Genomic DNA, 26,616 nt, shown 5'->3' with positions numbered 1-26,616 from the left:
TAAGACGATTGAACGACGTTTGTTGGTTATACGTCGCATGTTGTTCGAAGGAGATACCAGTCATGCCCACACTGCTTGAAATCAACACCAGCCCTCTCGCAACTTCCATTACCCGCGAACTTACCGCAGAATATGTCAGCGCCTGGAAAGCCAGCCACCCAGGCGGCGAGGTCGTCGCACGCGATCTTGCGGCTAACCCGTCGAAGCCACTGGACGGCACATGGGTTGGGGCTGCCTACACGCCCGAGGATGCACGCACGCCGGAGCAAAATGCGCGGCTCGCAGAGTCCGACCAGCTCATTGAAGAGTTAAAGAAAGCCGATGAATATGTGATTGGCGTCTCGATGCATAACTTCAGCATTCCGTCGGTGCTCAAGCTCTGGATTGATCAGGTGGCGCGCGCGGGCAAGACGTTCTCCTACGGACCAGATGGTGTGAAGGGCCTGCTCAAGGGCAAGAAAGCGACCATTCTCGCGGCCAGTGGCGGAGTGTATGAGGTAGGAACGCCAGCAGGCGCGTTGAACTTCGTGGAGCCGTATCTACGCTCGGTTCTCGGCTTTCTGGGCATCACGGACGTGACCTTTGTCACGGCCAGCGGCGTCTCCCAGGTGAATACAGGCAAGGTGGACCGCACAACGTTCCTCAAGCCAACGCTCGAGCGCGTGCGCACGTTGGTCGCGTAACCGGGAGCACTCGGCTAGGGAAGTCGAACGACAATGCCGGTCGTCAGGATGGTAGCGCTGGTAGAGGCTCCCTCTAGTGCACTGTAGCTGTACTCGATCACACGCCAGTCGACGCGAGGCACGATGGTGGCATCGACGCCGAAGAGCACCTGATAGTTCAGGTGTGTTGAGCTCGTGCCGCCTCCACTGGTACCGCCTACACCAACGAGTCCTTCAAGGTATGGCTTGATGCGCGCCAGCGGAGGCGTGATGGCGACGCGAGGGCCAGCGGCTCCGGTATAAAACTGCGAACCGTTGCGCGTCAGGAACGAGCCGCGCGCATCGAGCCCGATGGAGAGTGGACTGCCCCGCTGCATGTAAGCGCCGAAGAGCGGGCCAAACAGCGTGTTCGAAGCGGAGGTAACGTGACCTCCGCTGAATCCGGCATAGACGCCAATCTGTGCCGCGGCAGTTGCGGCAAAGAGTGTGGTCACAATTGTGACGAGGAGTGCTGCAGAGACGGGAAGGCGGGTCTTCATGGCGACGTCCCTCTGAACTGCTTGCAGCCGTATGATGCTGTCTGACACCGCAGCCGTTGTGAGCCTCATCGATAAACGGCGTCGGATGCTATACTCGGCGCAACTACCGCCTCATGGCTGGATCAGGCTCAACGAATGCTCTTCAAGGCCCGCAGCGCTGCCGTCTATGGAATTGACGCGCACATTATCGATGTCGAAGTCGACTACTCCGGCATTAAGTTAGACAAAGAGATCTTCAGCACCGTGGGACTGCCCGATGCAGCGGTGCGTGAGAGCCGTGACCGCGTTCGCTCGGCCATCAAGAACTCCGGCTTCGACATTCCTCCCACGCGCATCACCATCAACCTTGCTCCGGCGGACCTTAAAAAAGAAGGATCGGGCTTTGACCTGCCCATCGCCATTAGTATTCTGGGCGCGTATGGAGGGCTGCTCAAGAAGGACCTGAGCGACTTTCTCCTTGTCGGCGAGCTTGGACTCGACGGCAGCCTGCGCGCCGTGCAGGGCATGTTGCCCATCGCCGTCGCGGCGCGGGCGCAAGGCATTCCGAACCTCATCATCCCTGCCAGCAACGCGCGCGAGGCTGCGGTGGTAGAGGGCGTGAACGTCTATCCAGTCGCTTCGCTGCTGGAGGTGCGCGAGCTGTTGAACTCCGCGGCGCTGGGTGCAATGAAGGCCGCGCCACTGAAGGTTGCGGCATCGAACCTGCTCAATGAGATGCAGCACTTTCCGCACGACTTCAAAGACGTTCGCGGACAGCACGTGGCCAAACGCGCGCTGGAAGTCGCCGCAGCTGGCGGACACAACATCCTGATGATCGGGCCGCCTGGCTCGGGCAAAACGATGCTCGCCAAGCGCCTGCCGTCGATCCTCGCGCCGCTTCGCTTCGAAGAAGCATTGGAGACGACGAAGATTCACTCAGTCGCCGGTGTGCTCGACGCGGAGCAGGGCCTGGTGATGCATCGCCCGTTTCGCTCGCCGCACCACACCATCTCCGATGCCGGGTTGATCGGCGGAGGCATGATTCCACGCCCGGGCGAAGTCTCACTCGCACACAACGGCCTGCTGTTTCTCGACGAGCTGCCAGAGTTTCCCCGCAACGTGCTGGAGGTGCTCCGCCAGCCACTGGAAGACGGCATGGTGACGATCTCACGTGCGGCCATGAGCCTGAACTTCCCCGCACGCTTTATGCTGGCCGCGGCCATGAATCCCTGTCCGTGCGGCTACTTCAACGACAAGTCGCGCGACTGCATGTGTACACCACCCATGATTCAGCGCTACGTCTCGAAGGTCAGCGGACCATTGCTGGACCGTATCGACATTCACATCGAGGTTCCTGCAGTGCAATATAAGGAGCTGCGCGGAGGAGCTGCCGCCGAAGGCTCCGAGCAAATCCGAGCCCGCGTGCTCGAGGCGCGCAAGCGGCAGCATCGGCGATTCAGCCAGAACGGCGGGCAGGCGCTGCCCGCGAAGGGTTCAGCACGACCCATCTTTGCCAATGCCCAGATGGGCACCGAGCAGATTCGCAAGCACTGTGAGCTTTCGCCCGACGCCGAGCGGCTGCTCGAACGCGCCATGCAGCAGCAAGGCCTGAGCGCTCGCGCTCATGATCGCATCCTCAAGGTCGCGCGCACCATAGCCGATCTGGAAGGAGCGGACGATATTGCAGTAAAGCATATAGCTGAGGCGATCCAATACAGAACGCTTGATCGTAGTTATTGGTCATAGAGCGATGATGTACGGAAATTTCATCGTAAATGATTGTAAATAAATATATTATTTGAAAAATTTTCCCAAATAGCGAAATGGCCAGGTTATTACTATCCCGTTTCTGGAAGATTGATAACCGCACGGTTCCCAAAAAAAGTATTGACCCACGGGTGAAAACAAGATACTTTTCAACAAGTCGCAACAAACTCCGGGCTACTTTGTGACGTCCTGAATCGGGCGCGGAGTCGGCGACGCAAGATTTGTGGTCAGCAAAATCTGATCCACCTTCTGTTTCACCCCGGGCGCGGCGAGCGCGGAATCATTCGGACGAGACAGGCTTCCCAGGATGTAGCCGGTTCAGACTGGCAATGCTCTCTTGTCTGCGTGTTTGCAACAAGTTGCACGTTGACAGTCGCTGGAAAGACGCATAAAAAGAAGAACCCGAAACGCTTCTTTTGCGTCTAACAGATGAACGGGAAGATAGTGGTTTAGCTTCTGCTGAATTGCTTGAAATGTTTTTGGGGCTTGTGAGCGCACGTGTTTAGAGACGCCAGACGCCTTCAAAAGAAAAGAGGAGATTACCTATGCGCTCAGATCTTATTTTTGGAGCACTTACGCACGTAAATAACCGCTACCAGCTTTGTCAGCTGGCATCGAAGGCAACCCGTAAGCTGCACAAGCCCAATACCCGCCTTCAGGATACGACCAACGATGTCCTTGACCGCTTCCGCGAGACGGTACCGATGGATGAGTCCAGCTCGGTTCCCGTGGAGAAGATACAGGTTCAAGAGCGCCGCGCGGCTTAGTACACAGTTTTTCCTTCTCGTAGCGTGGCCCGCAAGGGCCACAAAACTTCAACCCTCAAACTCCCCTCCGCACGACAAGGCTCCCACTCACATCCTGACCTTCCGCACGATCCCCTTCACGCGAAGTCCGTCCCGCAGGTCCCTCCAAAGCCCCACATCATCCCTCCTAAAATTTCAAAATCTCCAGGTACAACATGACGATTGCTGAACTCAAAGAGCACAACATAGCGGAGCTGGGTAAGCTCGCGCGCGAACTCGACATCGCCGGCACCAGCGGCCTGCGCAAACAGGACCTGATCTTCAAGATTCTTCAGGCCCAGAGCGAAAAGGAAGGGCACATCTTCGCCGAAGGCGTGCTCGAGATCCTGCCCGACGGCTACGGCTTCCTGCGCTCGCCTGACTACAACTACCTGCCCGGCCCGGACGACATCTACGTCTCGCCCTCTCAGATCCGCAAGTTCGACCTCAAGACCGGCGACACCATCTCCGGCAATGTCCGCCCGCCGCACGAGGGCGAGAAGTACTTCGCGCTGGTCAAGATCGAGGCCATCAACTTCGAGTCGCCCGAGGAGACGCGCAACAAGATCCTCTTCGACAACCTCACGCCGCTCTACGCCGAAGAGCGCGTCAAGATGGAGACCGTCCGCGATAACATCTCCGGCCGCGTCATGGACCTGCTCACGCCCGTCGGCAAGGGCCAGCGCGGACTGATCGTCGCACCGCCGCGCACCGGTAAGACGATGCTGCTCCAGGCCATCGCCAACTCCATCACGTCGAACCACCCCGAGGTCGTCCTCATCGTTCTGCTCATCGACGAGCGCCCGGAAGAAGTCACCGACATGCAGCGCTCGGTCAAGGGCGAGGTCATCAGCTCCACCTTCGACGAGCCCGCCGCGCGTCACGTGCAGGTGGCCGAGATGGTCATCGAGAAGGCCAAGCGCCTGGTCGAGCACAAACGCGACGTGGTCATCCTGCTGGACTCGATCACCCGCCTGGCCCGCGCCTACAACACCATCGTGCCGCCGTCGGGCAAGGTGCTCTCGGGCGGTGTCGACTCAAACGCGCTCCAGCGTCCGAAGCGCTTCTTCGGCGCGGCGCGCAACATCGAGGAGGGTGGCTCGCTCACCATCATCGCCACCGCGCTGGTCGATACCGGCTCGCGCATGGACGAGGTCATCTTCGAAGAGTTCAAGGGCACGGGCAACATGGAAGTGATCCTGGATCGCAAGCTGGTCGACAAGCGCGTCTTCCCGGCCATCGACATCCAGCGCTCCGGCACCCGTAAGGAAGAGCTGCTGATCCCGAAGGAAGACCTGCAGCGCATCTGGATTCTGCGCAAGGTGCTGAACCCGCTCTCTCCGGTCGAAGCGATGGAGCTGTTGACCGACAAGCTGGCCAAGACGCGGAACAACCAGGAGTTCCTGCACAACATGAGCTCAATCTAACCCACACTATTTCAGGACTAAGCGGCGCGGTGCCTCTATGCATCGCGCCGCTTTGCATTTATCCGCAAGAAAAAGTTGAGGCCGAGCATCTTTTTGCGTTCGAAATCGGTGGGGAATGCGTATTAGAGATTGAGCGCGCCTGATGAGAGTGGACGACCAGGGCTTTCGCGGGTTGGTCGAAGAGCACCAGTCGATGGTGTTTTCGATTGCTCTTCGCATGTTGGGAGACCAGGGCGCGGCAGAAGAAGTGGCACAGGATGTGTTTGTGGAGCTACACGACAAGCTTGAGCGGTTGGAGTCGAGCGAGCACGTGCGGTTCTGGCTGAGATGTGTGGCCTCTCACCGCGCGACGGACTACCTGAGGAGGCGGCGGGCGAGGCCCGAGTCGTTTGCCGAAGAGTGGACGGAACAGCACGAGAATGCCGTAACCATTCGAATGGCTGCAAGCGATGCAGTAGAGACGCGGTTGGAGCGGATGTTGCTGTCATTGCCGGAGGCGATGCGCACGGCAGTTGTGCTGCGGTATCAGGAAGAGATGACTCCGGCGGAGATCGCCGACGTGCTCGCGCAGCCAGTGGCAACCGTGAAGAGCAACCTGCAGCGCGGGCTGGAGATGCTGCGGCGCAAGGCAGAAGTGGTGTTGAAGGAGTTTGCCCGTGAACGATGAGTTTGAACAGCAGTTGAAGAAGGATCTCGAACGCGTGGCTGCGCCGGACGGCTTTGCGGACCGTGTGATGCGGCGCGTTCAGACGGGCGAGAGCGCCCGGCTGCACATCATGCCTCGCCGGATGCTGCATGTCTGGCAGGCTGTTGCCGCCGTGGCACTGATCGGGGTTCTGCTCGGCAGCGGGCTGGCCGTGCGCCAGCGGCAGGAACGTCAGAGGGCCGAGGTCCTGCAGCGGCAGTTCGATCTCGCCATGCAGATTACACAGAGAACGCTGAGCGGGGTGGGTCAGAGGATCAGTGAAGCCGGAGTAAAGCAAGACGGGGAGGAACAATGAACGGACGGACGAGAGTTGTGCGCACTGGAATCACGCTGGCAGCCGCGGTGCTTTTTATCGCTGCGCCCTTCAAAGCGATAGCAGCACCTCCGCAGCAGAAAGACGACCTGTTTGCTGGTGCGGAGAAGTTTGCGAAGAACGCAAAGTCGTCGACCGAGGTGAACCTGGACAAGAACATGCTGGGCATGGCGGGCAAGTTCAGCAATGACGACGACGATGGAGCCTCGAACCTGACGAAGAAGATGGACTTCGTCATCGTGCGCGACTACGAGTATGACAAGCCTGGCGACTACAACATGGCCGACGTGGAGGAGTTCAGTAAGCGACTCGACGGCAACGGCTGGTCGCATGTGGTGAAGGAGCGAAGTGCCACGGAGAGCACCGACGTCTGCATGAAGACTGACGACAGCGGGACGGTGAGCGAACTGGTGGTGATCGATGCCGAGCCGAAGGAGCTGACGTTTGTGCACTTGAAGGGGCACATGTCCATGTCTGACCTCGAAAAGGCCGGCGGGAAATATGGCGTCCGCCAGGCGAAGAAGGACGCGAAGGTGAAAGAGAAGGTGAAGTGATGCGGCGAATCGGAGGATTTCTGCTCGTGGCCGTGGGCGTGGCGCTGCTGGTCGTCACGAACGTAGAGGCTTCAAATGGCGGCTCGGAGCGCTTTGACGCCATGGTGAGGGCGCTGAGCACACGCTATGCCGTGCAGCCAACGAAGATCCCTCTGATGTGGATGGTGAGCCTGTGCGCGCGCGGCGCGACTCACGGAGGAGTGCGGGGAATGAAGATCGCACAGTTTGAGCACTTCGGTCCGGTAGCGGACAGAGATGAGTTCGACGCAATTGTGCAGTCGAAACTGGGTGGCAGCTGGACGCCGACAGTTCGTGAGCGCGAGTCAGATGGCAAGGAGTCGCTGGTTTACACGCGCGAAGATGGGCGGCTGACGGAGTTTGTAGTGATTGACCTGGATCACGACGAACTGAATGCGGTACGGATGGAGATGAACCCTGAACAGCTGGCGAAGTGGGTCAACGAGCGCGAACACACTGCGGTTCACAACGTATCGACTCAGTAGCCGTTGGCGATGAGGTATTGCTCGGTGAGGACGAATTCGCTCGTTTGCTGCTGACGTTCGGCGTATTTGCTGAGGATGTCGACCTCGATGTTGAGCGGTGAGCCGGGTGCGAGCGTGTGCAGGCTCGTCGCCCCGTAGGTGTGCGGGATGATTGCTGCCTCGACGCGGTTGCCCGTGATGGCCGCTACGGTGAGGCTGATGCCTTCGATGGTGATCGAACCCTTTTCGACGACGTAGCGCGTCAGCTCGTTGGGGATGGTGAGGGAGAGGCGCCAGTCGGTCGCGTCGGCGCCGGGGTTGATCGGTTCGAGCGAGACAAGCGCGCCGGTGCCGTCGACGTGACCCTGCACGACGTGGCCGCCGAGAGGCGAGCCGGCGGGTGTGGGCAGCTCAAGGTTGACGGTTGAGCCGGGTTCGAGGCGCGAGAGCGTGGTGCGGGCGATGGTTTCGGCGGCGAGGTCGGCAGAGAAGCGCGGCGGGAAGGCGTTGGGCTCGATCGAAAGCGCCGTGAGGCAGCAGCCGCTGACGGCGATGCTGTCGCCGGTGGCCAGGCGCGAGGTGAGCGTAGGCGAAGCGATGGTGATGCGCGTCGAGCCGGCGTTGGGCGTGACGGAGAGCACGGTGCCGGTAGCTTCGATCAGTCCGGTGAACATAACTACAGGGTATAGGAGTTGCAGGTTATCGGTTGCAGGTTGTGAGTTGAAAGACGACAACTGGCAACCTGCAACCTGTAACTGACAACTTATTTGCGGCTAGCTGAGCGTCTCCATCAGCTTGTTGATGGTGCGGTTGAGGTCCTTGTCGGCGCGGCGCTGCTCGTCGATCTTCGAGATCGAGTGCATGACCGTGGTGTGGTGCTTGCCGCCGAACTGACGCCCAATCTCCGGCAGCGAGGCCTCCGTCAGCTGCTTGGCCAGGTACATCGCGATCTGGCGCGGGACGACTATCTGGCGCGAGTTGTTTTTCTGCTTCAGCTCGCTGACGCGCATGCCGAATTGCTCAGCCACCGTGCGCTGGATGGCTTCGATCGTGATCTTGCGCACCTGCGTGTCGATGAACTGCTTGAGGCACTGCTGCGCCACGGCCAGCGTGATCTCGACGCCATGCATCGAGCACCAGGCGATGAGGCGGACAAGCGCGCCCTCAAGCTCGCGGACGTTGGTGCGGACGTTCGACGCGATGAAGAGCGCGACGTCGGTCGGGAGCTGCGTCTGCTCGTTCTCGGCCTTCTTCTGCAAAATGGCGACCTTGGTCTCAAGGTCGGGCGGCTGGATGTCGGCGATGAGGCCCCACTCGAAGCGCGAGCGCAGCCGGTCTTCGAAGTCGGGCAGCTCTTTCGGCGGCCGGTCGCTGGCGATGACAATCTGCTTCATGCTCTCGTGGAGCGTGTTGAAGGTGTGGAAGAACTCCTCCTGGGTACGCTCCTTGCCGGCCATGAACTGGATGTCGTCGATGAGCAGCACGTCCACATTGCGGAACCGGTCGCGAAAGCTGGTCATCTTCTGGTAGCGGACGCTGTCGACCATCTCGTTCATGAACTTTTCGCCGGAAACATAGCTGATCGAAGCATGGGGCATACGGCGCTTCACGTCGTGGCCGATGGCGTGCATCAGGTGGGTCTTGCCCATGCCGACGCCGCCGTAGAGGAAGAGCGGGTTGTAGGCCTTCGAGGGCCGTTCGGCGACAGCCTGCGCCGCTGCCATGGCGAACTGGTTGCCACTGCCGACGACGAAGGCGTCGAACTGATAGCGCGGATTGAGCTGCGAGGCGGTGTTCCAGTCGAAGCGCGACTGCTCGGGGCCGGGAGCTGCAGGAGCGGATGGAGACGCAAGGCGCGACTGCTGCGGCGCGTTCTGGCTGTGGCTGGGCAGAGGGGCGAAGCCGCCGTCCTCGCGAACCTTGGGCGCGCGGGGGTCCTGCTCAGGCGTGATGAGCACAACCGCTTCGACATCGAGCTCGAGATTTTCAATCGCTTCCTGAATCAAATCGGCGTAGCGATCACCGACATGCTGGAAGTCGGCGGAGGGGATGCGTACAAACAGCTTCTTTCCCTCAAGGTGGGAGAAGCGGGTCGGCTTGAGCCAGGTCTCATACGACTGACGGTTGATCTTCTTTTCGAGTGCCGCCAGGATGCGAACCCAGTAGTTCAATACGGCCGTTGCCGTTGGTACGAATGACATGCTTCCGATTCCTTCTATTGTTCTTTGTGCAGTTCCAGTGTTCAAAAAACCAGGCGCGCAACGCGCGTGTGGCGGCAGAAAAAATTCGCTGCCAAAACCAAATCGAGGGCCAAACGCCCACGGGTGAAAGAGCAAACAAAAGGCCGTCCCCGCCGGTCTGGCGAGTAGAGACAAACCTGGTGTCGCCGGAAAACTCTACGCAGGTGTTCGCTTGCAGCGCCCGCGAAGAGGAGGTTAGCTCAAAACCAAAGTCAGAGTGCAGAACAGTTGTTCTTCGGGAAAACGTCTTACTAAACGGAGTCGATGTTAGCACGGAATTCCGCGCGTTTTTCAAGCCCTTCTTCTAAAAAATTTTAGTTGCACCATCTGCGGTGAAGAACACAAAACCAGCGGCTGTAAGGGCAAAATTTTTCTGGTTTGTAGAATGCAAATGCTCTCCGCTACGCTTTCTCCTGTGGTATTGGAGGTGTGAACCGGAAAGCCATCGCAATCCTGTTCCACGCATTAATCGCGGCAACGGCAGAGGTGAGAAAAACAACCTCGTTCTCGGTGAACTCTTTTTTCACGGCTGCGTATGCATCATTTGAAACACCCTTAGACGTCACGCCTGTAAGCGTCTCCATCCATGCCAGCGCGGCCATCTCTTTTGCGCTGAAGATGCCTGCATCGCGCCATACTGCCACGAGGTCCAGCTTTGTCTGGACAACGCCGAGCCTGCGCGCATAGGTTAGGTGAAACTCCAGGCAGTAGGCGCAGCCGTTGATCTGGGAGGCGCGGATTTTAATCAGTTCGATGAGCTGGCGGTCGAGCCCCGAGGCACTGACTGCCTTGCTGAGCGCCGTCAAACCATCCCTTACTCCAGGTGCTATCTTCTCGAACTCCGCATACTCCATCCGTGCTTCGCTTGCCATTCCGCTCTCTCCTCATCTGTATGTGTAGCATGAAGGGTGTTCTGTGTTGAGATGCGCGTGAGGCGCCCTCTGCATCGGCTGTGAAAATCCCAGCCAATCAGGTATACTCAGAGATTGTTGCAACAGACCAAAAGATCGAGCAGGAGCGTTCTCCTGCCCAGGAGTTTTTTCCCATGCCGAAGCGTACCTTTCAACCCAACCGCCGTCACCGGTCGAAGACCCATGGTTTTCTGAGCCGTATGAAGACCAAGTCCGGTGCAGCCGTGCTGAGCCGCCGCCGCGCCAAGGGCCGCCACAAGATCGCCGTCAGCGCCGGTTATCGCGACTAGTTTACGAAAAAGTCGAGTTGCAGGTCACAGGTTACAAGTTGCCAGTTTCCAAAGCATTCCGCGGAACAGACTGACAACCTGTAACCTGCAACTGTCAACTATGCTTCCTTACTTCCATGACCTCCATCTCTTCGCCTGCGGCTGGCACCTCTTCAACCGATGCCCGGGCCTTCCGGCTTCGCAAACACGCTGATTATCAGCGTGTGTACAAGGCAAGCCGCAAGCAGTTCTCCAAGCAGATGACGTATTTCTTCATGCTGCGCGAGGGTGCGGAATCGCTGACGCCGCGCGTAGGCCTCACTGTCGGTAAGGTGATGGGCAAAGCCGTCGACCGCAACCGTATCAAGCGGCGCATGCGGGAAGCCGTCCGCAAGAACCTGTCGCTGCTGACACTTCCAGTCGATGTCGTACTGCATCCTCGCCGCAGCGTGATCGAGCTTGAGTTCAGGGTGCTCGACCGAGAGGTGGCGCTGGTCTTTCGTGCGATCCAGAAGGCTGGGGAAACTCAACAAAAATTCACCGACAACCGGCACCCTGCGACTGACAACTGACGTGCCTGATTCCGAACCCACGCTCGCCGTCCGCGTTATCTACCGCATTTACAAGTCATTTCTGTCTCCGGTGCTACATGTGTTCAGTCCGAGCCAGTGCGTGTATCTACCGACATGCTCGGAGTATGCGTATGTGGCACTGGTACGGTTTGGGCCCGTGCGCGGCTCGTGGCTTGCGTTGAAGCGGCTGGCGCGGTGCCATCCCTTCAGCAAGGGCGGACTGGACCCCGTTCCTGAACGAAACTCCCGCGCCGCGCCGTCCGTCACCAAAGCTGAAGACCATTTACCATAGAACGAGTGCTCGCCTGCGGGCGATTCAGGGCTGGGTCAACGCCCTCCACGTTTTTCGACGAAGAATAGGAAGCTTCTTTTGGCACAGTACACAAACCCTAATCAGCAGGGCGGCGGCGACAACAAGTCGTTCATGGTCATGATGCTCGCGCTGCTCGGCGTGCTGCTCGGCATGCAGTTCATCACCGCAAAGAAGAAGGCGGCCGAGCCGAAGCAGCCCACCGCCGTCACACAAAGCGCGAGCGCATCAAATCCTACGGAGGGCTCCCCGTCTGCGAACAGCGACCAGAATGCCTCTACGGTAGTACAACAGAGTGCGCCAGCCGCGGCTCCAGTTAAGACGAGCGTTCCGGTGGTCGAAGCCAAAGCCGCGTCGACTACGGTGATTGAGAACGAGCTCTACCGCATTACTTTTTCGAACAAAGGCGGACAGGTTACCAGCTGGATTCTCAAGAAGAAGCCCGCTGGCGGCGGCATCTTTGAGGACAACGATGGCAAGCCGCTGAACCTGGTGCATGAACAGGCCGCGGCAAAGTTCGGGTACCCGCTCTCACTGCACACCAGCGATGCTTCGCTGAATACGACACTGGCCAACGCAATGTATGTGCCCTCGGCCACGGGCAACCTCGCAGCACCTGCGACCTTGACCTTCAAGTATTCGAACGGTGACTTACAGGTCGTAAAGACCTTCAGCTTCGACGAGAGCTACGTGCTGCACTCCGATGTCGCGGTGACACGCAATGGCCAGCCCGTGCGCGCGTACATTATGTGGCCGGGCGGCTTTGGCGACCAGTATGATTCCTACGGCTACGCCAGCGCACAGATCGACACCAGCATCGACGGCAAGACCGACCACACGGCAGCCAAGAAGGTTGGCAACGATGCGACGATCAGCGGGCCGATCTCGTGGGGCGGGACGAGTGACTCATTCTTTGCCGCGGTGTTTCTGCCCGACTCACCCGACTCCTCTGTGCTGACGACGACGAAGAACGAACTCGACGTCAGCAAGACCATCAAGAAGTCGAGCTTCAGCGTGTCGAAGGGCCCGGTGATGGTGCCGATGGCCGGCGCCGGCCTGGCCGACACAAGCGGCCACACGCTGACGCGCATCTTCGTCGGACCGAAGGCGATCCGCGTACTCAAGGCCATTCACGCCTCGAACAATGGGCCAAACCTGGAGTCGCTGCTCGACTTCGGCTTCTTCGGTGTGATTGGCAAATACCTGTTCATCGTCCTCCAGTACATCCACTCGCACATGGCCTCGAACTGGGGCTGGGCGATTGTGCTGCTGACGATCTTCATCAACATTCTGATTCTGCCGTTCCGCATCTCGACCATGAAGAACGGGCTGAAGATGCAGCGCATTCAGCCGCAGATGAACGACATCAAGGCGAAGTACAAGAAGTACAAAGCGACTGATCCCCGCCGCAACGAGATGAACGCCGAGATCATGAAGCTGCAGAAGGACAACGGCGTAAACATGTTCGGCGGCTGCATTCCGACGCTGATTACACTGCCTCTCCTCTACGCCTTCTATGGCATGTTGCCGCGTGTCGTCGAGCTGCGCCACGCGCACTTCTTGTGGATGACCGACCTGCAGGCTCCGGACCCGCTGCACATTCTGCCGATCATCATGGTGGTGAGCCAGTTCCTGGTGCAGTTCTACACACCGTCTCCGGGCGTGGATGCGTCGCAGCAGAAGATGATGGCGTTTGTGATGCCGGCCATCTCGGGCTGGTTCACGTGGTACTATGGCGCTGGACTGGCTATCTACTGGGCGGTCGGCAACTTCATCGGGATCATCCAACAGGCAGTGATGAACCAGACGAGTCTCGGCAAAGAGATGCGCGCCGTCGCTCAAAAACGTTCACGCCGTAAGGCCGGGTTAGGCGCCGGCACAACTATCCAAGGGAGGCGTTGACAACCGCAGTGACCTCCCGGCAGGAAAGTAACATGACTACTCCGGGCTTAGCAGAAAAGAAGATTGCAGACTTTCTCGAAACGCTTACCACTACCGGTGGCCTGAGACTCAAGTCAAAAATCCTTGCCTGCAACGGCCAAGTGCAACCCAACCCCGGCGAATCCGCTGGGAAGGTTTCATCTGGCCCTGCGCCAGAGATCTCAGTCGAACTCTCTGGCCCTGATACTCCCCTCCTGCTGGCACGTAACGGTGAGCTCCTTCACGCCATCGAACACATCGCTGCCAAAATCCTCCGCTTTGAGCATGAAGAGCACGACCGCATCAGCTTCGACGCCGAGAACTTCAAGGTGCTTCGCCAGAGAGAGCTCGAGATGATGGCTGAGGTCGCGATTGATAAAGTCCGCACGACTGGACGCCCGCACGCCTTTCCTCCGATGAACTCGCGCGAACGCAGATTGCTGCATCTTGCGCTGAAGCCTTCGGGGCTGGCAACAGCCTCTACGAACGACGGACCACGCCGCTTTGTGGTGCTCTATCCAGAGGGCGAAGAGCCATCTGCACAGCCCTCAACCACCGATCGCTCGCAGGCCATTCGTAACGCATTTCGTCGACGCTAAACAAACGCTCTTCGATAACTGCGAAAGAGTTAAGTTGAAAGCCCCCGGCGCGGTCTGCTCGGGGGCTAAATTGTTATCGTGACAAAAAACTAGAGGGTGGGCTTGCGGTCGTTCACCAATGTTGTTGCACGCTCGATAAAAGATGCCAGCGGCGTGCTCCCTTCGTCGCCCTTGCCGCGTGTGCGGACGCTGACCGCTTCGCTCGCGGCCTCCTTGTCGCCCATCACCAGCACGAACGGCACCTTCTGCAGTGTGAACTCGCGGATCTTTGCGTTCATCTTTTCGTTGCGGGCGTCGAGCTCCACGCGCAACCCCGCAGCTTCGAGCTTCGCCTTCACAGCATTTGCGTAGTCCAGATGCTTTTCGCTGATGGGCACGATGCCGATCTGCATCGGCGCTAGCCACATGGGAAAGGCTCCGGCGTAGTGCTCAATCAGCACACCAAAGAAGCGTTCGACTGAGCCGAACAACGCGCGATGCACCATCACGGGGCGATGCTTCTCGCCGTCCTCGCCGGTGTATTCGAGCTCAAAGCGCTGCGGCAGGTTGAAGTCGAACTGCACCGTCGAGAGCTGCCACAGGCGCCCGAGCACGTCCACCAGCTTGATGTCGATCTTGGGCCCGTAAAAGGCAGCCTCGCCGGGAATCTCCCGGAATGCAATCCCCTTCGCGCTGAGCACTTTTTTGAGCGACGCGGCCGCGCCCTCCCAGTGCTCGGCCGAGCCGACGTAGCTTTTGCGGTCCTTCGGGTCCCACGTCGAAAGCTCGACCTTGAACTCGTTAAACCCGAAAGAGTGCAGCACACTCTCGGCAAACTCGACGCACGCTGCGATCTCGCTCTCAATCTGCTCAGGCGTGCAGAAGATGTGTGCATCGTCCTGGGTAAAGCCGCGCACGCGCAACAAACCATGCATCGTGCCCGAGCGCTCGTAGCGATAAACATTGCCCAGCTCCGCGTAGCGCTGCGGCAGGTCGCGGTAGCTCTTCGGCGAATTCTTGTAGATAAGGATGTGGCCGGGGCAGTTCATCGGCTTCAGCCGGTACTCGGCGTCGTCCAGCTCCATCGGAGGATACATGTTCTCGGCGTAGTAGCCGTCGTGGCCAGAGATCTTCCACAACTCGCGGCGCATAATGTGCGGCGTGAAGACCATCTGATAGCCGCGCCGGATGCACTCCTCGCGCATCCAGTCTTCCATCGTCTTGCGAATCAACCCGCCCTTCGGGTGCCAGAAGATGAGGCCTGCGCCGGCGACCTCTTGAATCGAGAACAGATCAAGCTGCTTGCCCAGCACGCGGTGGTCGCGCGCCTTGATCTCTTCAAGCCGCTTGAAGTGCGCGTCCATGTCTTTGGTGTTGAAGAACGCCGTGCCGTAGACGCGCTGCAGCTGCTGGTTCTTCTCGTTGCCGAGCCAGTACGCGCCCGCGACGCTCGTCACCTTGAACGCCTTCACGCGCCCGGTTGAAGGCACGTGCGGACCGCGGCAAAAGTCAGTGAAGTTGCCGTTCTTATACAGCGATATCTCTTCGCCCGGCTTGGTGAATCGCTCGATGAAGTGGACCTTCATGAAGTCGCCATTCTTCTCGTACTCAGCAAGGCCCTTCTCGCGCGGCTCTTCTTCGCGCGTGAACTTCTCATCACGCGCAACCACGTCGGCCATGCGCTTCTCGATCTCGGCCAGGTCGGCTTCGCTGAACGGAGTCTCGCGGTAGACATCGTAGAAGAAGCCTGAATCCGTCGCAGGACCGTGACCCAGTTTCGTCTCCGGAAACAGCTCAAGGATAGCCGTCGCCATGACGTGCGCGGCAGAGTGGCGCACTACGCGCAGCGCGGCTTCGTCAGACTCTTTGAGCAGCTCCAGTGCAACGTCCTCATTCAACGGAGCGGCCAAATCGACCAGACGTTCGCCGTTCGACGAGGCACTGTACATCGAGGCCTCCGATGCCTGCTCCTCAGCCGCTGCCTGTTCGGTGTTGGCCGTTGCCCGAAGCGGGCGAATCCTCGCCACCACAACCGCCGCTGCCAGCCGCGGTGAGATGCTCGTTGCCACATCGAATGCTGTTGTGCCGCGCGGCACCTCGCGCACGGAGCCATCGGGAAGCTGAATCTTGATCATCTGCTCACTCATATCGGTCTTACCAGCATATTTCCTTTGCCCCGGTCGCACCAAACCGCATCCCCCGCACGTTGTAGCGGCACTCCCCGCGATGGCCATTTCGCTGTCCGCCTCAGACGCTGAAAATATCTTCAGTTGTTCGTATGGAAGCGAAGGCGTAGCAACGCTCCCGACCGATGGCACCGATCAAGATGCGGCTCATCAATTGGCCGAACGGAACAAGCCAAAGCTAAACGGCACTCAGGTCTTGGTTCTCTTGTCATTGAAATCCGCGTTTCCTGAAATCGCGGTTGTTCTCCATCGGTGCCATCGGTTCGGATTGATGCCACGCCTTCGTGCTTCCAATACAGCGGAATTTCAGCGCAGCGGAAAGCAGGTCTCCCCATGCATCTCGTCGCACACCAGCCCAAACTCTCCGGCGAAATCCGCTGCCCCATCTGCGGCCAGGGTTTTCTGATCTTCGAAGAGCTGGCCGCGCACGCGAGCCTGTTCGAGAGCCGCCGCATTATCCAGCAGACGCTTCGCAGCCAGCACACCTCCCAGGGCAGGCTCGCCAATGCGCACCCGGAGAATACCTTCGACATCCCAAGCTGGCAGGGTGAACCACCATTCTCCGCTTCCGCCTCGCTCAGCGACCTGATCGACAACTCGATCTAGGCGCAGTTCCTTCGACGGCTCAGCCAGATTCAGGTAACATCCTGAGTAGGATTGAATCCTATTCGAGGATCGTCATGCGTTCCACACAACAGCTCAGCATCACACTGCCAATCGAGATGGCCAACCTTGTCCGGGCAAAGGTCGAAGCGGGCGAATACGCGACCGAAAGTGAAGTAATCCGCGACGGCCTACGGGCGCTCGCCGCGCGCGATCGCGCCGTAGAAAGCTGGCTGCGCCACGAGGTGGCCCCAGCCTATGATGCACTGAAGGCGAATCCCTCCCACGCCGTCTCCGTCAGAAAAGTCCGCGCTACACTCGCAGCCGAGCACAGAAAGGCAACAAAAAAACACTGATGGCCGCGACCGTCGTCTTTTCTCCCGAAGCGGAGAAGCAGTTGGCCGAACTCTATCGCTATATTGCAGAGGTCTCTTCTTCTGATACAGCAGCGCGCTACACCGAAGCTATCGTTGTCTATTGTGAAAGCCTGCGAACACTGCCGCGGCGGGGAACCAGACGCGACGACATCCGTTCCGGATTGCGCATCACGAACTTCCGCAAGCGCGTTGTCATCGCTTTCAGCGTCGATCAGGAACAGATTGCCATCCTCGGCATCTTCTATGGCGGACGCAACTACGAAATAGCCATGCAGGACGAAGCTGAACTCTAATGCTTCACGGCCTCGCGGTAAGCCTGCACCTGCTGCGCGTGTTCAGCCAGCGTGGCCGAAAAACGGCTGTGGCCTGAAGCATCGCTGACAAAGTAGAGATAGTCCGTCTGCGCCGGAGCAATCGCCGCGCGCAGAGAAGCAATCCCCGGATTGCAGATCGGTCCCGGCGGCAGCCCTGTGTGCTTATAAGTGTTGTACGGCGAAGGCGAGGCCAGGTCTGAGGCGTAGATCGTCCCGCGCCAGCGGTTATTGAGCAACGCTGCATAGATCACCGTCGGGTCGGTGGCCAGCGGCATCCCCTTTGCCAGGCGGTTCATGAAGACTCCCGCCACCAGCGGGCGCTCATTCGGCTGGCTGACCTCCTTTTCAACCAATGAGGCCAAAATCACAGTCCGGTTGACATCCCCGGTCATGCCAAGCTGCGTTGAGACCTGCCTGAAGCGCCGCACCATCGCCGTAAGAATCTGGAGCGGCGTCGCCTTACGCGGGAAGTAGTAGGTGTCGGGGAAGAGATAACCTTCGAGCGAAACGGGTTGCGGCCCGTCCTTCGGCGCCCACGCAGCAATCAGCTCGGTATGCTCGCGTTCGGCTGCCAGAAAAGCCTCGCGTGTGCCGAAGCCCTGGTCCTGAACCGCCTGCGCGATATCGAAGATGTTGTAACCCTCTGGGATGGTAAGTGCTTTGGTATAGATATCGCCACGGGCGATGCGCTCGTAGACCTCGGCCATTGGCACCGGGTGGTCGAAGCGGTACTCGCCAGCCTGAAGCCGGCCGCGCAGCAGAACACGAAGCAGCTCGAAGCCATAGCGGCTACGGATAACTCCAGCATGCTCAAGCTGGGCGGCGATGGCGGGCGTGCCAGTGTGCGGGGCGATCTCGACGAAGGTCTCCTGCGAGGGCCCGTAGGGCGTCCGAAGGACAAAGGCGACCGCGCCCAGAAGAAGGAGACCGAGAAGCAGCAATGTCAGGAAAAACTTCAAGGGGGACACACCTCCGCCAGGATCGTCCGGCGCTTTCTTCGGTGTCTATTCTACGGTGTCGCCGGGGGTCTCCCCAGTACCCCACAGGGCACCACCCAGGCTGCTGAAAACCATTGATTTATCAAGCAACGAGCAGGCTCCACGCAGTCTCCGGACCACCCGCATCGTATAATAGTGTTTTCACCCCAACGCACCTCGGATGGCCGTCTGCGCACTGGCCGCGGAGGTCCTGGAAGGTTCCATGCCCGAACAAGTCATGAAACGGCTGCAGGAAGAGATCAAGCTGCTCGAATACGAGCTGACGACCGAACTTCCCGCCGAAATCAAAAAAGCCGTCGCCCTGGGCGACCTCAGCGAGAACGCCGAGTACCACATGGCCAAGCAGCGGCAGGAGTTCGTCAACGCCCGCCTTGGTCAGCTAAAAAGGCGCATGGGCGAGCTCGCCATGGTGAACCTGGTCAACATCCCGGCCGACAAAGTCGGCTTCGGCTCAACCGTCACCGTATACGACACGAGCAAGGACGAGGAGCTGAAGTACCAGCTCGTCACCAGCGAAGAGTCCGACGTGGCCAAGGGATTGATCTCGACCACTTCACCCATCGGCCGCGCCCTGCTCGGCAAAAAGATTGGCGACACCGCCACCGTGGTGACGCCGAATGGGAAGCGCGAGCTCGAGGTCCTAAAGCTCGTGACGATTCACGATTCTCCGGAGTAGGATTCTCCAGAGCAATTGCAGCAGTTCTTCGACACAGAGACGAGAAACAGAAGTGGGGACCACCGGGTCCCTGAGGGTTGGTTGTGACCTGGACAAGAGCATTCGGTAAGGGCAGTGGGTGGCTGTTGCAGAAGATCGTCAATGGCCTTGCGCTGACCCGCATCTCGCCGAACGCGCTGACCTTCATCGGCCTGATTATCAACATCGTAGCGGCCTGCTTCTTCGGCTTTGCCCGCGTCTCGAACGCCAACCGCATGTTCCTTTACGCCGGACTGATTATCATCGGCGCCGGCATCTTCGACATGGTCGACGGCCGCGTGGCCCGTCAGACCAACCAGGTCTCGGTCTTCGGCGCGTTCTTCGACTCGGTGATGGACCGCTACTCCGACGTGGCCATCTTCTTCGGCCTGATGATCTTCTACGCGCGCGGCAATCGCCTCTTCTATGTCGGCCTCGTGGCCTTCGTGATGACGGCCTGCGTGATGGTCAGCTATACCCGCGCCCGCGCCGAGGCGTTGATCGGCACCTGCAAGGTCGGCTTCATGGAGCGGCCCGAGCGCATCGTCTGCGTCATTCTCGGCGCGCTGTGCAATCGCTGGGGCGTGATGGGACCAGCGCTGTGGGTACTGGCTGTCTTCTCCACCCTGACCGTCATTCACCGCATCCGCTACACCTACCTCGAAACCGAGCGCCGCAGGCTGGCCGAGCTGCAGCAATCCAGCTCCGTCCGGTAGACTCGGTTGCGATGCAGAGGACTCCTACTCTTCTGATTCATGGCGGCGCCTGGGCTATGCCCGACGATGCCGTTGCCGCGAACGAGGCAGGCATTCGCAACGCGCTCGCCGCCGGCTATCGCCTGCTTGAACAAGGCGCGAGTGCGGTGGATGCCGTGGAAGCCGCCGTCGCCGTCATGGAAGACGACGAGACCTTCGACGCCGGACGTGGCTCCTTTCTGACCAGCGACGGCCGCGTCCAGATGGACGCCCTGCTGATGAATGGAGAAAACCTGCGCACCGGCGGTGTGGCCTGCGTCGAGCGGCTGCGCAACCCGATTCGTGCGGCCCGGCTTGTGCTCGATCGCAGCCCGCACGTCTACTTCGTCGCGCAAGGAGCGGAGCAGTTCGCCAAAGAGCAGGGAATGGCGCTCTGTGACAACTCCGAGCTGGTCGTTCCACGCGAACGCGAGCGCCTGCTGAAGGCCCAGGCTGCCGCGCTGGCAGGCCACGGTGATACCACCTTTTCAGGCCCGCCCACTTCGCATGACACCGTAGGCGCAGTCGCGATGGACGCGCACGGCAATCTTGCCGCAGGAACCAGCACCGGCGGCACCTTGAACAAAGCTCCCGGCCGCGTCGGCGACTCCTCTCTTATCGGCTGTGGCTGCTACGCCGACAACCACTCCGCCGCCGTCTCGCTCACCGGCTGGGGCGAGCCCATCATGAAGCTGGTGCTGGGCAAGTGGGCCGTAGACCGCGTCGCTGCCGGGGCAAGTCCGGACGAAGCGGCGCACGCTGCGATTGGCTACCTCTTCGACCGCCTCGGAGGCCACGGCGGAATCATCCTCCTCGGACCCGATGGCCGCATCGGCATGGCGCACAACACGCCGCGCATGGCCTGGGGGCTGAGGACCCCGATGGGCGTTCAAGTTGGCGTCACCTGTAAATAACGGGCTTTTCTCTTGCGCACTGAATCTCTATTCATGTAGAACATCGCGGTGGAACAATTGCCCTCCCCGCCTTCATCCACCGCGCGCCGGAGGGTCCAAGGGAGCTCCCTATGCTGCTGCGTACCAGGCGCCCTCCTTCCTGTGCCGGCTTTGCGCTTGTGCTGGCCTTAGCCTTTTCCCCAACCTGCCTGCCCGCGCAAAACATCGCCACCGCACAGCTTCACGGCACGGTCCAGGACCAGACCGGCGCGGTCGTGCCTAACGCCGCCATCACCATTACAGATGCCTCGAAGGGCTTCTCGCGTGAGACCGTCAGCGACGCCGAAGGCAACTATCAGCTTCTACTGCTGCCCCCGGGCCGATACACCGTCACGGCAACCGCACCCGGCTTCGCCACGCTGACTGAGACCAACATCGTCCTCACGGTCGGCGAGCAGGCCACGCTGGCGCTTCCACTCACAGCAGGCGCCGTACAGGCCGTCACCGTCAGCACCGGCACGGACATCGTCGAGACACAGCGCAGCTCGCAGTCCACCACCGTCGATCAGGAGCGCATCAACAACCTGCCCATCAACGGCCGCAACTATATCAACTTCACCTTGACCAACTCGCAGATCGCTCGCGACGCCGCGCCTTCCATCGGCGCCATCCCCACCTCAGGGCTGAACTTCGGCGGCGCACGCGCGCGCTCAAACTCGATCAACGTCGATGGCGCCGATGCAGGCGACTACATCTCCGGCGGTACCCGCTCCACCGTCTCGCAGGACGCGGTCGAAGAGTTCCAGATCATCACCAACGGCTTCGACGCCGAGTACGGACGCGCCTCGGGTGGTGTCGTCAATATCGTAACCAAATCAGGCACAAATAAAACCCACGCCAGCGCCTTTGGTTTTCTGCGCAACCGCTACATTCAGGCAACGAACCCGTTTTCGACCGTCCACCAGCCCGCGTACACGCGCGTCGAGGCAGGGTTCACCGTCGGCGGCGCAATCGTTCCTGACAAAACCTTCTACTTCTTCTCGACCGAGATCACGCGCCGCCAGGAGACAGGCTTCTCCGACATCGGCGCAGCCAACTTCGGCCTCACCGGCATCGACGTCAGCAGGTTCTACGGCGCGCCCACAGGCACGCTCAGCATCGAAGGCACTCCGCAGCAGGCAGGGTTCCTTAGCGCCGTACCCGCCGCAACACCCGGCATCCAGCAATACATCGCGCTGGTCGGCTCCAGCTCGTCGCTCGCAACCACCGGCCAGAACCCTCTCTTCCTGCAACCCACAATCGGCGCGAATCGCTTCGTGACCTCGGGCGCGCCCACGCCCGCGTCGTTCGTGCCGCTCAACAGCCTGATCGGCAACTTCCCCGTCACCGAGAAGACCGAGATCTACTCGCTGCGCCTCGACCACAAGCTCACCGCGAACCAGCAGCTCTTCGTGCGTGCCAGCGTCAGCCCCAGCTTCGTCAGCGGCATCGAAGAGAGCGCGGCCAACCAGAATCTCGGCGAGAACTCCTTCTCCCGCACAGCCACGCAGACTTATCACGACGTCACCATCACGGGTCAGCACACGCTTTTGATCGGCAGCAACAAGGTCAACGAGCTGCGCGTACAGTTCGCACGCCACCCGGTCAACTTTTCGCCAACAACATCAGCCGGAGGCAGCGGTGTAGCCGTCAACATCCCCGGCTTCGCCTACTTCGGCAAGACGCCGTTCTCCGTCGTCGACCGAATCGAAGACCAGAGCCAGTTGCAGGACAACTTCACCTATACGCGCGGACGCCATACCTTCAAGACCGGCATCGACCTGCGCTACATCCCCATCAACCTCAAGCAGGGCCAGCTCTACGGCGGCGGCGACTACACCTTCGCCGCATTGAACTCGACCGACGTCTCGGCGCAGCTCGTGGGCCTGCCTGGTTTTTCGCCGATTCAAGCCTACGGACTTGGCATCCCGCAATCGTTCGTGCAGGGCGTCGGCCTGACGAAGTACAAGTACGACCTCAAAGTGCTGGGCGCGTTTCTCGAAGACAGTTGGCGCATGACCAACCGCCTCACACTCAACGCAGGCGTGCGCTACGACATCGAAGCTTACCCAACGCAGGGCGCGCTGAACGCTGACACCTACGCGGCGGAGCGCGCGTTCGGCATCCGCGAAGGCATCCGCTTGCAGGACAGCAACTGGGCCCCGCGCATCGGCCTCGCCTACGACGTGTTCGGCAATGCCAAAACCGTGCTGCGGGCAAACTACGGCATCTTCTACGACCGCGCGCCAGGCAATCTCGATGCGCAATCGAACGTCTTCAACTCGGCCACCGTGCCGCTGGTCATTCTTGCCGGAGGCTCACCCTGCACGGCGGCAAGCTCCATCAGTCCGCTGAACCTGAATGCAACCAACACCTTTCAGGGCACGCTCGGCGACGCGAACTGCCTGCCTCTGGCAGGGCTCAACTACGAGGCAAACCAACAACGCTTCGACCAGAACAACTCCGCATCGGTCTTCGTGAACCAGAACTTCCTTGCCTCGGGCTTTCCGCTGGCAATTCTGCCGTCGGGTCTGCCTGCCGACCTGCACTACACAACGCCCTACGCGCAGCAGATCTCCTTCGGCATCGAGCAGGACCTCGGCCACAACCTCTCCATCAACATAGCCTTCAACTCCACCGGTGGCCGTCACCTCAACCGCCCCATCAACGTCAATCCGGTGAACCCACAACTACTCGTGGCCAACTGGCGCAATGCTGTCGCCGCTGTGAACGCGGGCACAGCGGGCGTCTTTCCCGGAACGCCCGTCACCGCCGTCGCCAGTGCCACATCGAACCCGCTCACCGTGGCCACAGCGAGCGGCACCATCCCCTGCGGTGTTGGTCCGGCTGGGCCGTACGTCGCGCCACCGCTCTTGAACTTCTTCCGCCGCTCAGGGTTGAATGAATCGCTCGCGCCGTTCCTCGTCAGCCAGGGAGCAGGGCAGTGCGTCGCACTCGCCAGCGAGATCGCCGCGACCGAGGGCCTTGGCGTCGGCGTACCCGTTCCCTTCGGCGACATGACGCCCAACTTCACCACCGGCACCTCCAGCTACAACGGCCTCAGCGTGAATCTGCGCAAACGCCTGTCGGCCAACTATGAATTTCTCGTGAGCTACACCTGGTCGCACGCCATCGACGACTCGACCGACCTGGTCTCGAACTCCGACGCGCCGCAGTCGAACTTCGCGCCCAACGCCGAGCGCAGCGTCTCCTCCTTCGACCAGCGCCATCGCTTCGTGCTCTCCGGCGTCTACAACTCGGGACAGGTTGGCGGCAGCGACTTCAGGCGCGCCGTCTTTTCCAACATCACCTTCGCACCCATCTTCGAGGTCTCGTCTGGCCGACCGTTCAACATCCTCACCGGCACCGACACCAACTTCGACTTCGACCCCCTGACCGACCGACCGAACGCCGTCGCACCCGGCAGCGGCGCAACCGGCTGCGGCACCACGCCTGTCGTGTCGAAGTACTCGCCCACCGGCGCACTGAATCTGCCCTGCTATATCGACGCCCCCCTCAGCGCTGGACCAGCGAGCAGCTTCTACGCAGGTTCGCTCGGCCGCAACGCTGGCATCAGACCTTTCGTCGCCTTCACCGACATGCGCCTCGGGAAGGACTTTCACTTCTCGCATGAAATGATCCTCCAGACGACGATGGATGTATTCAACCTCATCAACAAGAACAACGTCCTCGACGTCAACCTGCTCTACACCGCAGCGGGCACGCCAACAGCGTCGTACGATCCGCGCCAGTTCCAATTCGGCGCGCGCCTCTCCTTCTAGTGCAAAGACCAACGGCGGATTACGGGATCAGAACGGATTTTTTTGCCGTTCGCACGATTCTGCCGAAACTACGGGTAGACATTTTTAAAATTCGCGGCCATCCGCGTAATCCGTGGTCGGTTTTTATAGCGGTCCCAACTGACATATAGAATGGAGCTATGCCCATTGATCTGAACGCCTCTCTGTCCGCCGCGGACCCGGATGTTGCCGCGCAGATTGCCCTCGAAGTGAACCGTCAGCACGAGGGCCTCGAGATGATTGCCAGCGAGAACTTCGTCAGCCGCGCCGTTCTTGAAGCCGCAGGTACCGTCTTCACTAACAAGTACGCCGAAGGCTATCCCGGCAAGCGCTACTACGGCGGCTGCGAGCACGCCGACGTGGTTGAAAACATTGCGCGCGACCGCTCCAAACAGCTCTTCGGCTCCGAGCACGTCAACGTGCAGCCGCACTCCGGCTCGCAGGCCAACGCCGCCGCGTACATGACGCTGCTCCAGCCCGGCGACTGCATCCTCGGCCTCGATCTCGCACACGGCGGCCACCTGACGCACGGACACAAGCTCAACTTCTCCGGCAAGCTCTACCGCATCGTCGGCTACCAGGTGCGCAAGGACACCGAGGTCGTCGATTACGACGAGCTCGAAAGCATCGCCCTGCGCGAGAAGCCCAAGGTCATCGTCGGCGGAGGCAGCGCCTACCCGCGCCAGTTCGACTTCGCCCGGATGCGCGAGATCGCCGACAAGGTGGGCGCGTACCTGATGATCGACATGGCCCACTTCGCCGGACTGGTCGCCGGTGGCGTGCATCCGTCGCCCGTACCGCACGCGCACGTCGTCACCACCACCACGCACAAGACCCTGCGCGGCCCGCGCGCCGGCATGATCCTCTCCAAGCAGGAGTTCGCCGCCGGCATCGACCGCAGCGTCTTCCCCGGACAGCAGGGTGGCCCGCTTGTCCACATCGTCGCGGCCAAGGCCGTCGCCTTCAAAGAGGCCCTGCAGCCTGAATTCGCCACCTACGCGAAGCAGATCGTCGCCAACGCGAAGGTGCTGGCAGACGAGCTGGCGGGCCACGGCTACCGCATCATCTCCGGCGGCACCGATACCCACCTGATGCTGGTCGATGTCTTCCAGAAGGGCATCCTCGGCTCCGAAGCCGAGTCCGCTCTGGGCGAGGCTGGCATCACCGTCAACAAGAACGCCATCCCCTACGACACCAACCCGCCCATGAAGCCGAGCGGCATCCGCATCGGCACTCCGGCCCTGACCACGCGCGGCATGAAAGAGGCCGAGATGCGCGTCATCGCCGCCTGGATCGCCCAGGCGCTCGAACATCGCAACGATCCGGGCAAAATTAAGCAGATTCGCGCTGAAGTTTTGGCGCTGGCTGAAAAATTTCCGTTGTATAGTTGGCTGCGCAAGTAGTTTAGAGCGTCTCTGTAGTCAGGGACGCTCTTTGTTCCACCTGCGAAGTGCGCTATGGCAATGGAGGTCATCTCGTGGCTGATTGCGCTGCCCCTGCTGGGCACCGTGACCGGCCTGCGCACGTTCACGCCATTGGCCGTCCTCTCGTGGTTCGCTTACTCCGGTGCGCTCCAGGTCCAATACGGGTGGGACCTCTGGATGGCGAAGCTGCCGGTGGCTATCTTCTTCACAGTAATCGCTATCTGCGAGCTGATTGCCGACAAGCAGCCCTGGATGCTCGACCGCATCATCCTGCCGTCGGTGCTGTTCAAGGTAGTTCTGGGCGCGTTTGTCGGCGCGGTCGTTGCCGACGGGCTGAACGGTCCGGAGCTAGAAGGAATCATCCTCGGCGTACTCAGCGTCTTGGTCGGCACCTACGGCGGATACCTGATCCGTAAAGAGCTCGTGGTGCGGCTGCGTTATGCCGACTGCAATGTCGCCCTGGTGGAAGACGCGGTGGCTGTGCTCTGCGCGATCTTCGCCTTGCGCGTCGTTACGGGATAGATTCTTCCGGCCTGGCCA

28 protein-coding genes are annotated in these 26,616 nt (G+C 60.3%); 22 read left to right on the top strand and 6 right to left on the bottom strand.

What is annotated here, in order from left to right; genetic code table 11:
* The first annotated feature begins 62 nt into the window (after positions 1–62).
* Positions 63–683 (top strand): FMN-dependent NADH-azoreductase, encoded by a 621-nt coding sequence (locus tag IEX36_RS12010; protein ID WP_188759520.1) that lies wholly within the window; start codon positions 63–65, stop codon positions 681–683.
* Positions 684–697: 14 nt separating this feature from the next.
* On the opposite strand, the gene IEX36_RS12005 is transcribed toward IEX36_RS12010, so the two are convergent.
* A complete protein-coding gene (locus IEX36_RS12005; RefSeq protein ID WP_188759519.1) occupies positions 698–1,201 on the bottom strand; it encodes a hypothetical protein in 504 nt (167 codons plus the stop codon).
* Between the two features lie 135 nt (positions 1,202–1,336).
* On the opposite strand from IEX36_RS12005, the gene IEX36_RS12000 reads away from it, so the two are divergent.
* From IEX36_RS12000 to IEX36_RS11970, 7 genes are all read left to right on the top strand, one after another.
* Positions 1,337–2,926, top strand: coding sequence for a YifB family Mg chelatase-like AAA ATPase (locus IEX36_RS12000; RefSeq protein WP_188759518.1), 1,590 nt, complete (start codon positions 1,337–1,339; stop codon positions 2,924–2,926).
* 566 nt (positions 2,927–3,492) lie between these two features.
* Complete coding sequence (locus IEX36_RS11995) at positions 3,493–3,714, top strand: DNA-directed RNA polymerase subunit omega (protein ID WP_188759517.1); 222 nt, start codon at positions 3,493–3,495, stop codon at positions 3,712–3,714.
* Between the two features lie 194 nt (positions 3,715–3,908).
* Entirely contained in the window at positions 3,909–5,159 is a 1,251-nt protein-coding gene (gene rho / locus IEX36_RS11990; RefSeq protein ID WP_188759516.1) for a transcription termination factor Rho, read from the top strand.
* 142 nt (positions 5,160–5,301) lie between these two features.
* The gene (locus IEX36_RS11985) at positions 5,302–5,826 is read left to right on the top strand and encodes an RNA polymerase sigma factor (RefSeq protein WP_188759515.1); all 525 of its coding nucleotides are present in this window, start codon (positions 5,302–5,304) and stop codon (positions 5,824–5,826) included.
* Positions 5,816–6,160: a hypothetical protein gene (locus tag IEX36_RS11980; RefSeq protein WP_188759514.1), complete on the top strand. Its 345-nt coding sequence runs from the start codon at positions 5,816–5,818 to the stop codon at positions 6,158–6,160. Before IEX36_RS11985 ends, IEX36_RS11980 begins: the two co-directional genes overlap by 11 nt.
* On the top strand, positions 6,157–6,732 hold the full coding sequence (locus IEX36_RS11975) for a DUF4252 domain-containing protein (RefSeq protein WP_188759513.1): 576 nt from the start codon (positions 6,157–6,159) through the stop codon (positions 6,730–6,732). The genes IEX36_RS11980 and IEX36_RS11975 overlap by 4 nt, the downstream gene beginning before the upstream one ends.
* On the top strand, positions 6,732–7,235 hold the full coding sequence (locus tag IEX36_RS11970; RefSeq protein WP_188759512.1) for a hypothetical protein: 504 nt from the start codon (positions 6,732–6,734) through the stop codon (positions 7,233–7,235). The genes IEX36_RS11975 and IEX36_RS11970 overlap by 1 nt, the downstream gene beginning before the upstream one ends.
* Here IEX36_RS11970 and IEX36_RS11965 read toward each other — a convergent pair.
* The 3 genes from IEX36_RS11965 to IEX36_RS11955 all read right to left on the bottom strand — a co-directional run bounded on the left by IEX36_RS11965 (position 7,229) and on the right by IEX36_RS11955 (position 10,326).
* Positions 7,229–7,888, bottom strand: coding sequence for a riboflavin synthase (locus tag IEX36_RS11965; protein WP_188759511.1), 660 nt, complete (start codon positions 7,886–7,888; stop codon positions 7,229–7,231). The genes IEX36_RS11970 and IEX36_RS11965 overlap by 7 nt on opposite strands.
* Positions 7,889–7,987: 99 nt before the next feature.
* Complete coding sequence (gene dnaA, locus IEX36_RS11960; protein WP_188759510.1) at positions 7,988–9,415, bottom strand: chromosomal replication initiator protein DnaA; 1,428 nt, start codon at positions 9,413–9,415, stop codon at positions 7,988–7,990.
* A gap of 440 nt (positions 9,416–9,855) precedes the next feature.
* Positions 9,856–10,326: a carboxymuconolactone decarboxylase family protein gene (locus IEX36_RS11955; protein WP_188759509.1), complete on the bottom strand. Its 471-nt coding sequence runs from the start codon at positions 10,324–10,326 to the stop codon at positions 9,856–9,858.
* A 173-nt stretch (positions 10,327–10,499) separates the two neighbouring features.
* Between IEX36_RS11955 and rpmH the strand changes: the two genes are divergently transcribed.
* From rpmH to IEX36_RS11930, 5 genes are all read left to right on the top strand, one after another.
* Positions 10,500–10,655 (top strand): 50S ribosomal protein L34, encoded by a 156-nt coding sequence (rpmH, locus tag IEX36_RS11950; RefSeq protein ID WP_188759508.1) that lies wholly within the window; start codon positions 10,500–10,502, stop codon positions 10,653–10,655.
* A 116-nt stretch (positions 10,656–10,771) separates the two neighbouring features.
* A complete protein-coding gene (rnpA, locus tag IEX36_RS11945; protein WP_188759507.1) occupies positions 10,772–11,206 on the top strand; it encodes a ribonuclease P protein component in 435 nt (144 codons plus the stop codon).
* A gap of 1 nt (position 11,207) precedes the next feature.
* Positions 11,208–11,498 (top strand): membrane protein insertion efficiency factor YidD, encoded by a 291-nt coding sequence (gene yidD, locus IEX36_RS11940; protein WP_188759506.1) that lies wholly within the window; start codon positions 11,208–11,210, stop codon positions 11,496–11,498.
* A gap of 78 nt (positions 11,499–11,576) precedes the next feature.
* The gene (yidC, locus tag IEX36_RS11935; protein ID WP_188759505.1) at positions 11,577–13,418 is read left to right on the top strand and encodes a membrane protein insertase YidC; all 1,842 of its coding nucleotides are present in this window, start codon (positions 11,577–11,579) and stop codon (positions 13,416–13,418) included.
* Between the two features lie 32 nt (positions 13,419–13,450).
* The gene (locus IEX36_RS11930; RefSeq protein WP_188759504.1) at positions 13,451–14,035 is read left to right on the top strand and encodes a Jag family protein; all 585 of its coding nucleotides are present in this window, start codon (positions 13,451–13,453) and stop codon (positions 14,033–14,035) included.
* 89 nt (positions 14,036–14,124) lie between these two features.
* Here the strand turns inward: IEX36_RS11930 and thrS are convergent, their stop codons facing one another.
* Positions 14,125–16,161, bottom strand: coding sequence for a threonine--tRNA ligase (gene thrS / locus IEX36_RS11925; RefSeq protein ID WP_188759503.1), 2,037 nt, complete (start codon positions 16,159–16,161; stop codon positions 14,125–14,127).
* A gap of 372 nt (positions 16,162–16,533) precedes the next feature.
* Here thrS and IEX36_RS11920 point away from each other — a divergent pair, with 372 nt between their 5' ends.
* The 3 genes from IEX36_RS11920 (at position 16,534) to IEX36_RS11910 (ending at position 17,473) form a co-directional block, all read left to right on the top strand.
* Positions 16,534–16,806, top strand: a complete 273-nt coding sequence (locus tag IEX36_RS11920; protein ID WP_188759502.1) for a hypothetical protein — start codon at positions 16,534–16,536, stop codon at positions 16,804–16,806.
* A gap of 74 nt (positions 16,807–16,880) precedes the next feature.
* Complete coding sequence (locus IEX36_RS11915; RefSeq protein WP_188759501.1) at positions 16,881–17,159, top strand: ribbon-helix-helix domain-containing protein; 279 nt, start codon at positions 16,881–16,883, stop codon at positions 17,157–17,159.
* Positions 17,159–17,473, top strand: a complete 315-nt coding sequence (locus IEX36_RS11910) for a type II toxin-antitoxin system RelE/ParE family toxin (RefSeq protein ID WP_188759500.1) — start codon at positions 17,159–17,161, stop codon at positions 17,471–17,473. The genes IEX36_RS11915 and IEX36_RS11910 overlap by 1 nt, the downstream gene beginning before the upstream one ends.
* Here the strand turns inward: IEX36_RS11910 and mltG are convergent.
* Positions 17,470–18,462, bottom strand: a complete 993-nt coding sequence (mltG, locus tag IEX36_RS11905) for an endolytic transglycosylase MltG (protein ID WP_308422301.1) — start codon at positions 18,460–18,462, stop codon at positions 17,470–17,472. The genes IEX36_RS11910 and mltG overlap by 4 nt on opposite strands.
* 232 nt (positions 18,463–18,694) lie before the next feature.
* Here mltG and IEX36_RS11900 point away from each other — a divergent pair, with 232 nt between their 5' ends.
* The 6 genes from IEX36_RS11900 (at position 18,695) to IEX36_RS11875 (ending at position 26,598) form a co-directional block, all read left to right on the top strand.
* Positions 18,695–19,168 carry a GreA/GreB family elongation factor gene (locus tag IEX36_RS11900; RefSeq protein ID WP_188759498.1) on the top strand — a complete coding sequence of 158 codons (474 nt, stop codon included), beginning with the start codon at positions 18,695–18,697 and terminating at the stop codon, positions 19,166–19,168.
* An 83-nt stretch (positions 19,169–19,251) separates the two neighbouring features.
* Complete coding sequence (locus IEX36_RS11895; RefSeq protein WP_188759497.1) at positions 19,252–19,902, top strand: CDP-alcohol phosphatidyltransferase family protein; 651 nt, start codon at positions 19,252–19,254, stop codon at positions 19,900–19,902.
* Positions 19,903–19,913: 11 nt separating this feature from the next.
* Positions 19,914–20,834 carry an isoaspartyl peptidase/L-asparaginase gene (locus tag IEX36_RS11890; RefSeq protein WP_188759496.1) on the top strand — a complete coding sequence of 307 codons (921 nt, stop codon included), beginning with the start codon at positions 19,914–19,916 and terminating at the stop codon, positions 20,832–20,834.
* 110 nt (positions 20,835–20,944) lie between these two features.
* Positions 20,945–24,634 carry a TonB-dependent receptor gene (locus IEX36_RS11885; RefSeq protein ID WP_188759495.1) on the top strand — a complete coding sequence of 1,230 codons (3,690 nt, stop codon included), beginning with the start codon at positions 20,945–20,947 and terminating at the stop codon, positions 24,632–24,634.
* 158 nt (positions 24,635–24,792) lie between these two features.
* Entirely contained in the window at positions 24,793–26,055 is a 1,263-nt protein-coding gene (gene glyA, locus IEX36_RS11880; protein ID WP_188759494.1) for a serine hydroxymethyltransferase, read from the top strand.
* A gap of 54 nt (positions 26,056–26,109) precedes the next feature.
* Positions 26,110–26,598 (top strand): DUF4126 family protein, encoded by a 489-nt coding sequence (locus IEX36_RS11875; RefSeq protein WP_188759493.1) that lies wholly within the window; start codon positions 26,110–26,112, stop codon positions 26,596–26,598.
* Positions 26,599–26,616 lie beyond the last annotated feature (18 nt).

This window comes from Edaphobacter acidisoli, assembly GCF_014642855.1.
Classification (GTDB): Bacteria; Acidobacteriota; Terriglobia; order Terriglobales; family Acidobacteriaceae; genus Edaphobacter; species Edaphobacter acidisoli.
The sequence above is the reverse complement of the archived record's forward strand: the minus strand, read 5'-3'. Positions and strand labels throughout refer to the sequence as shown.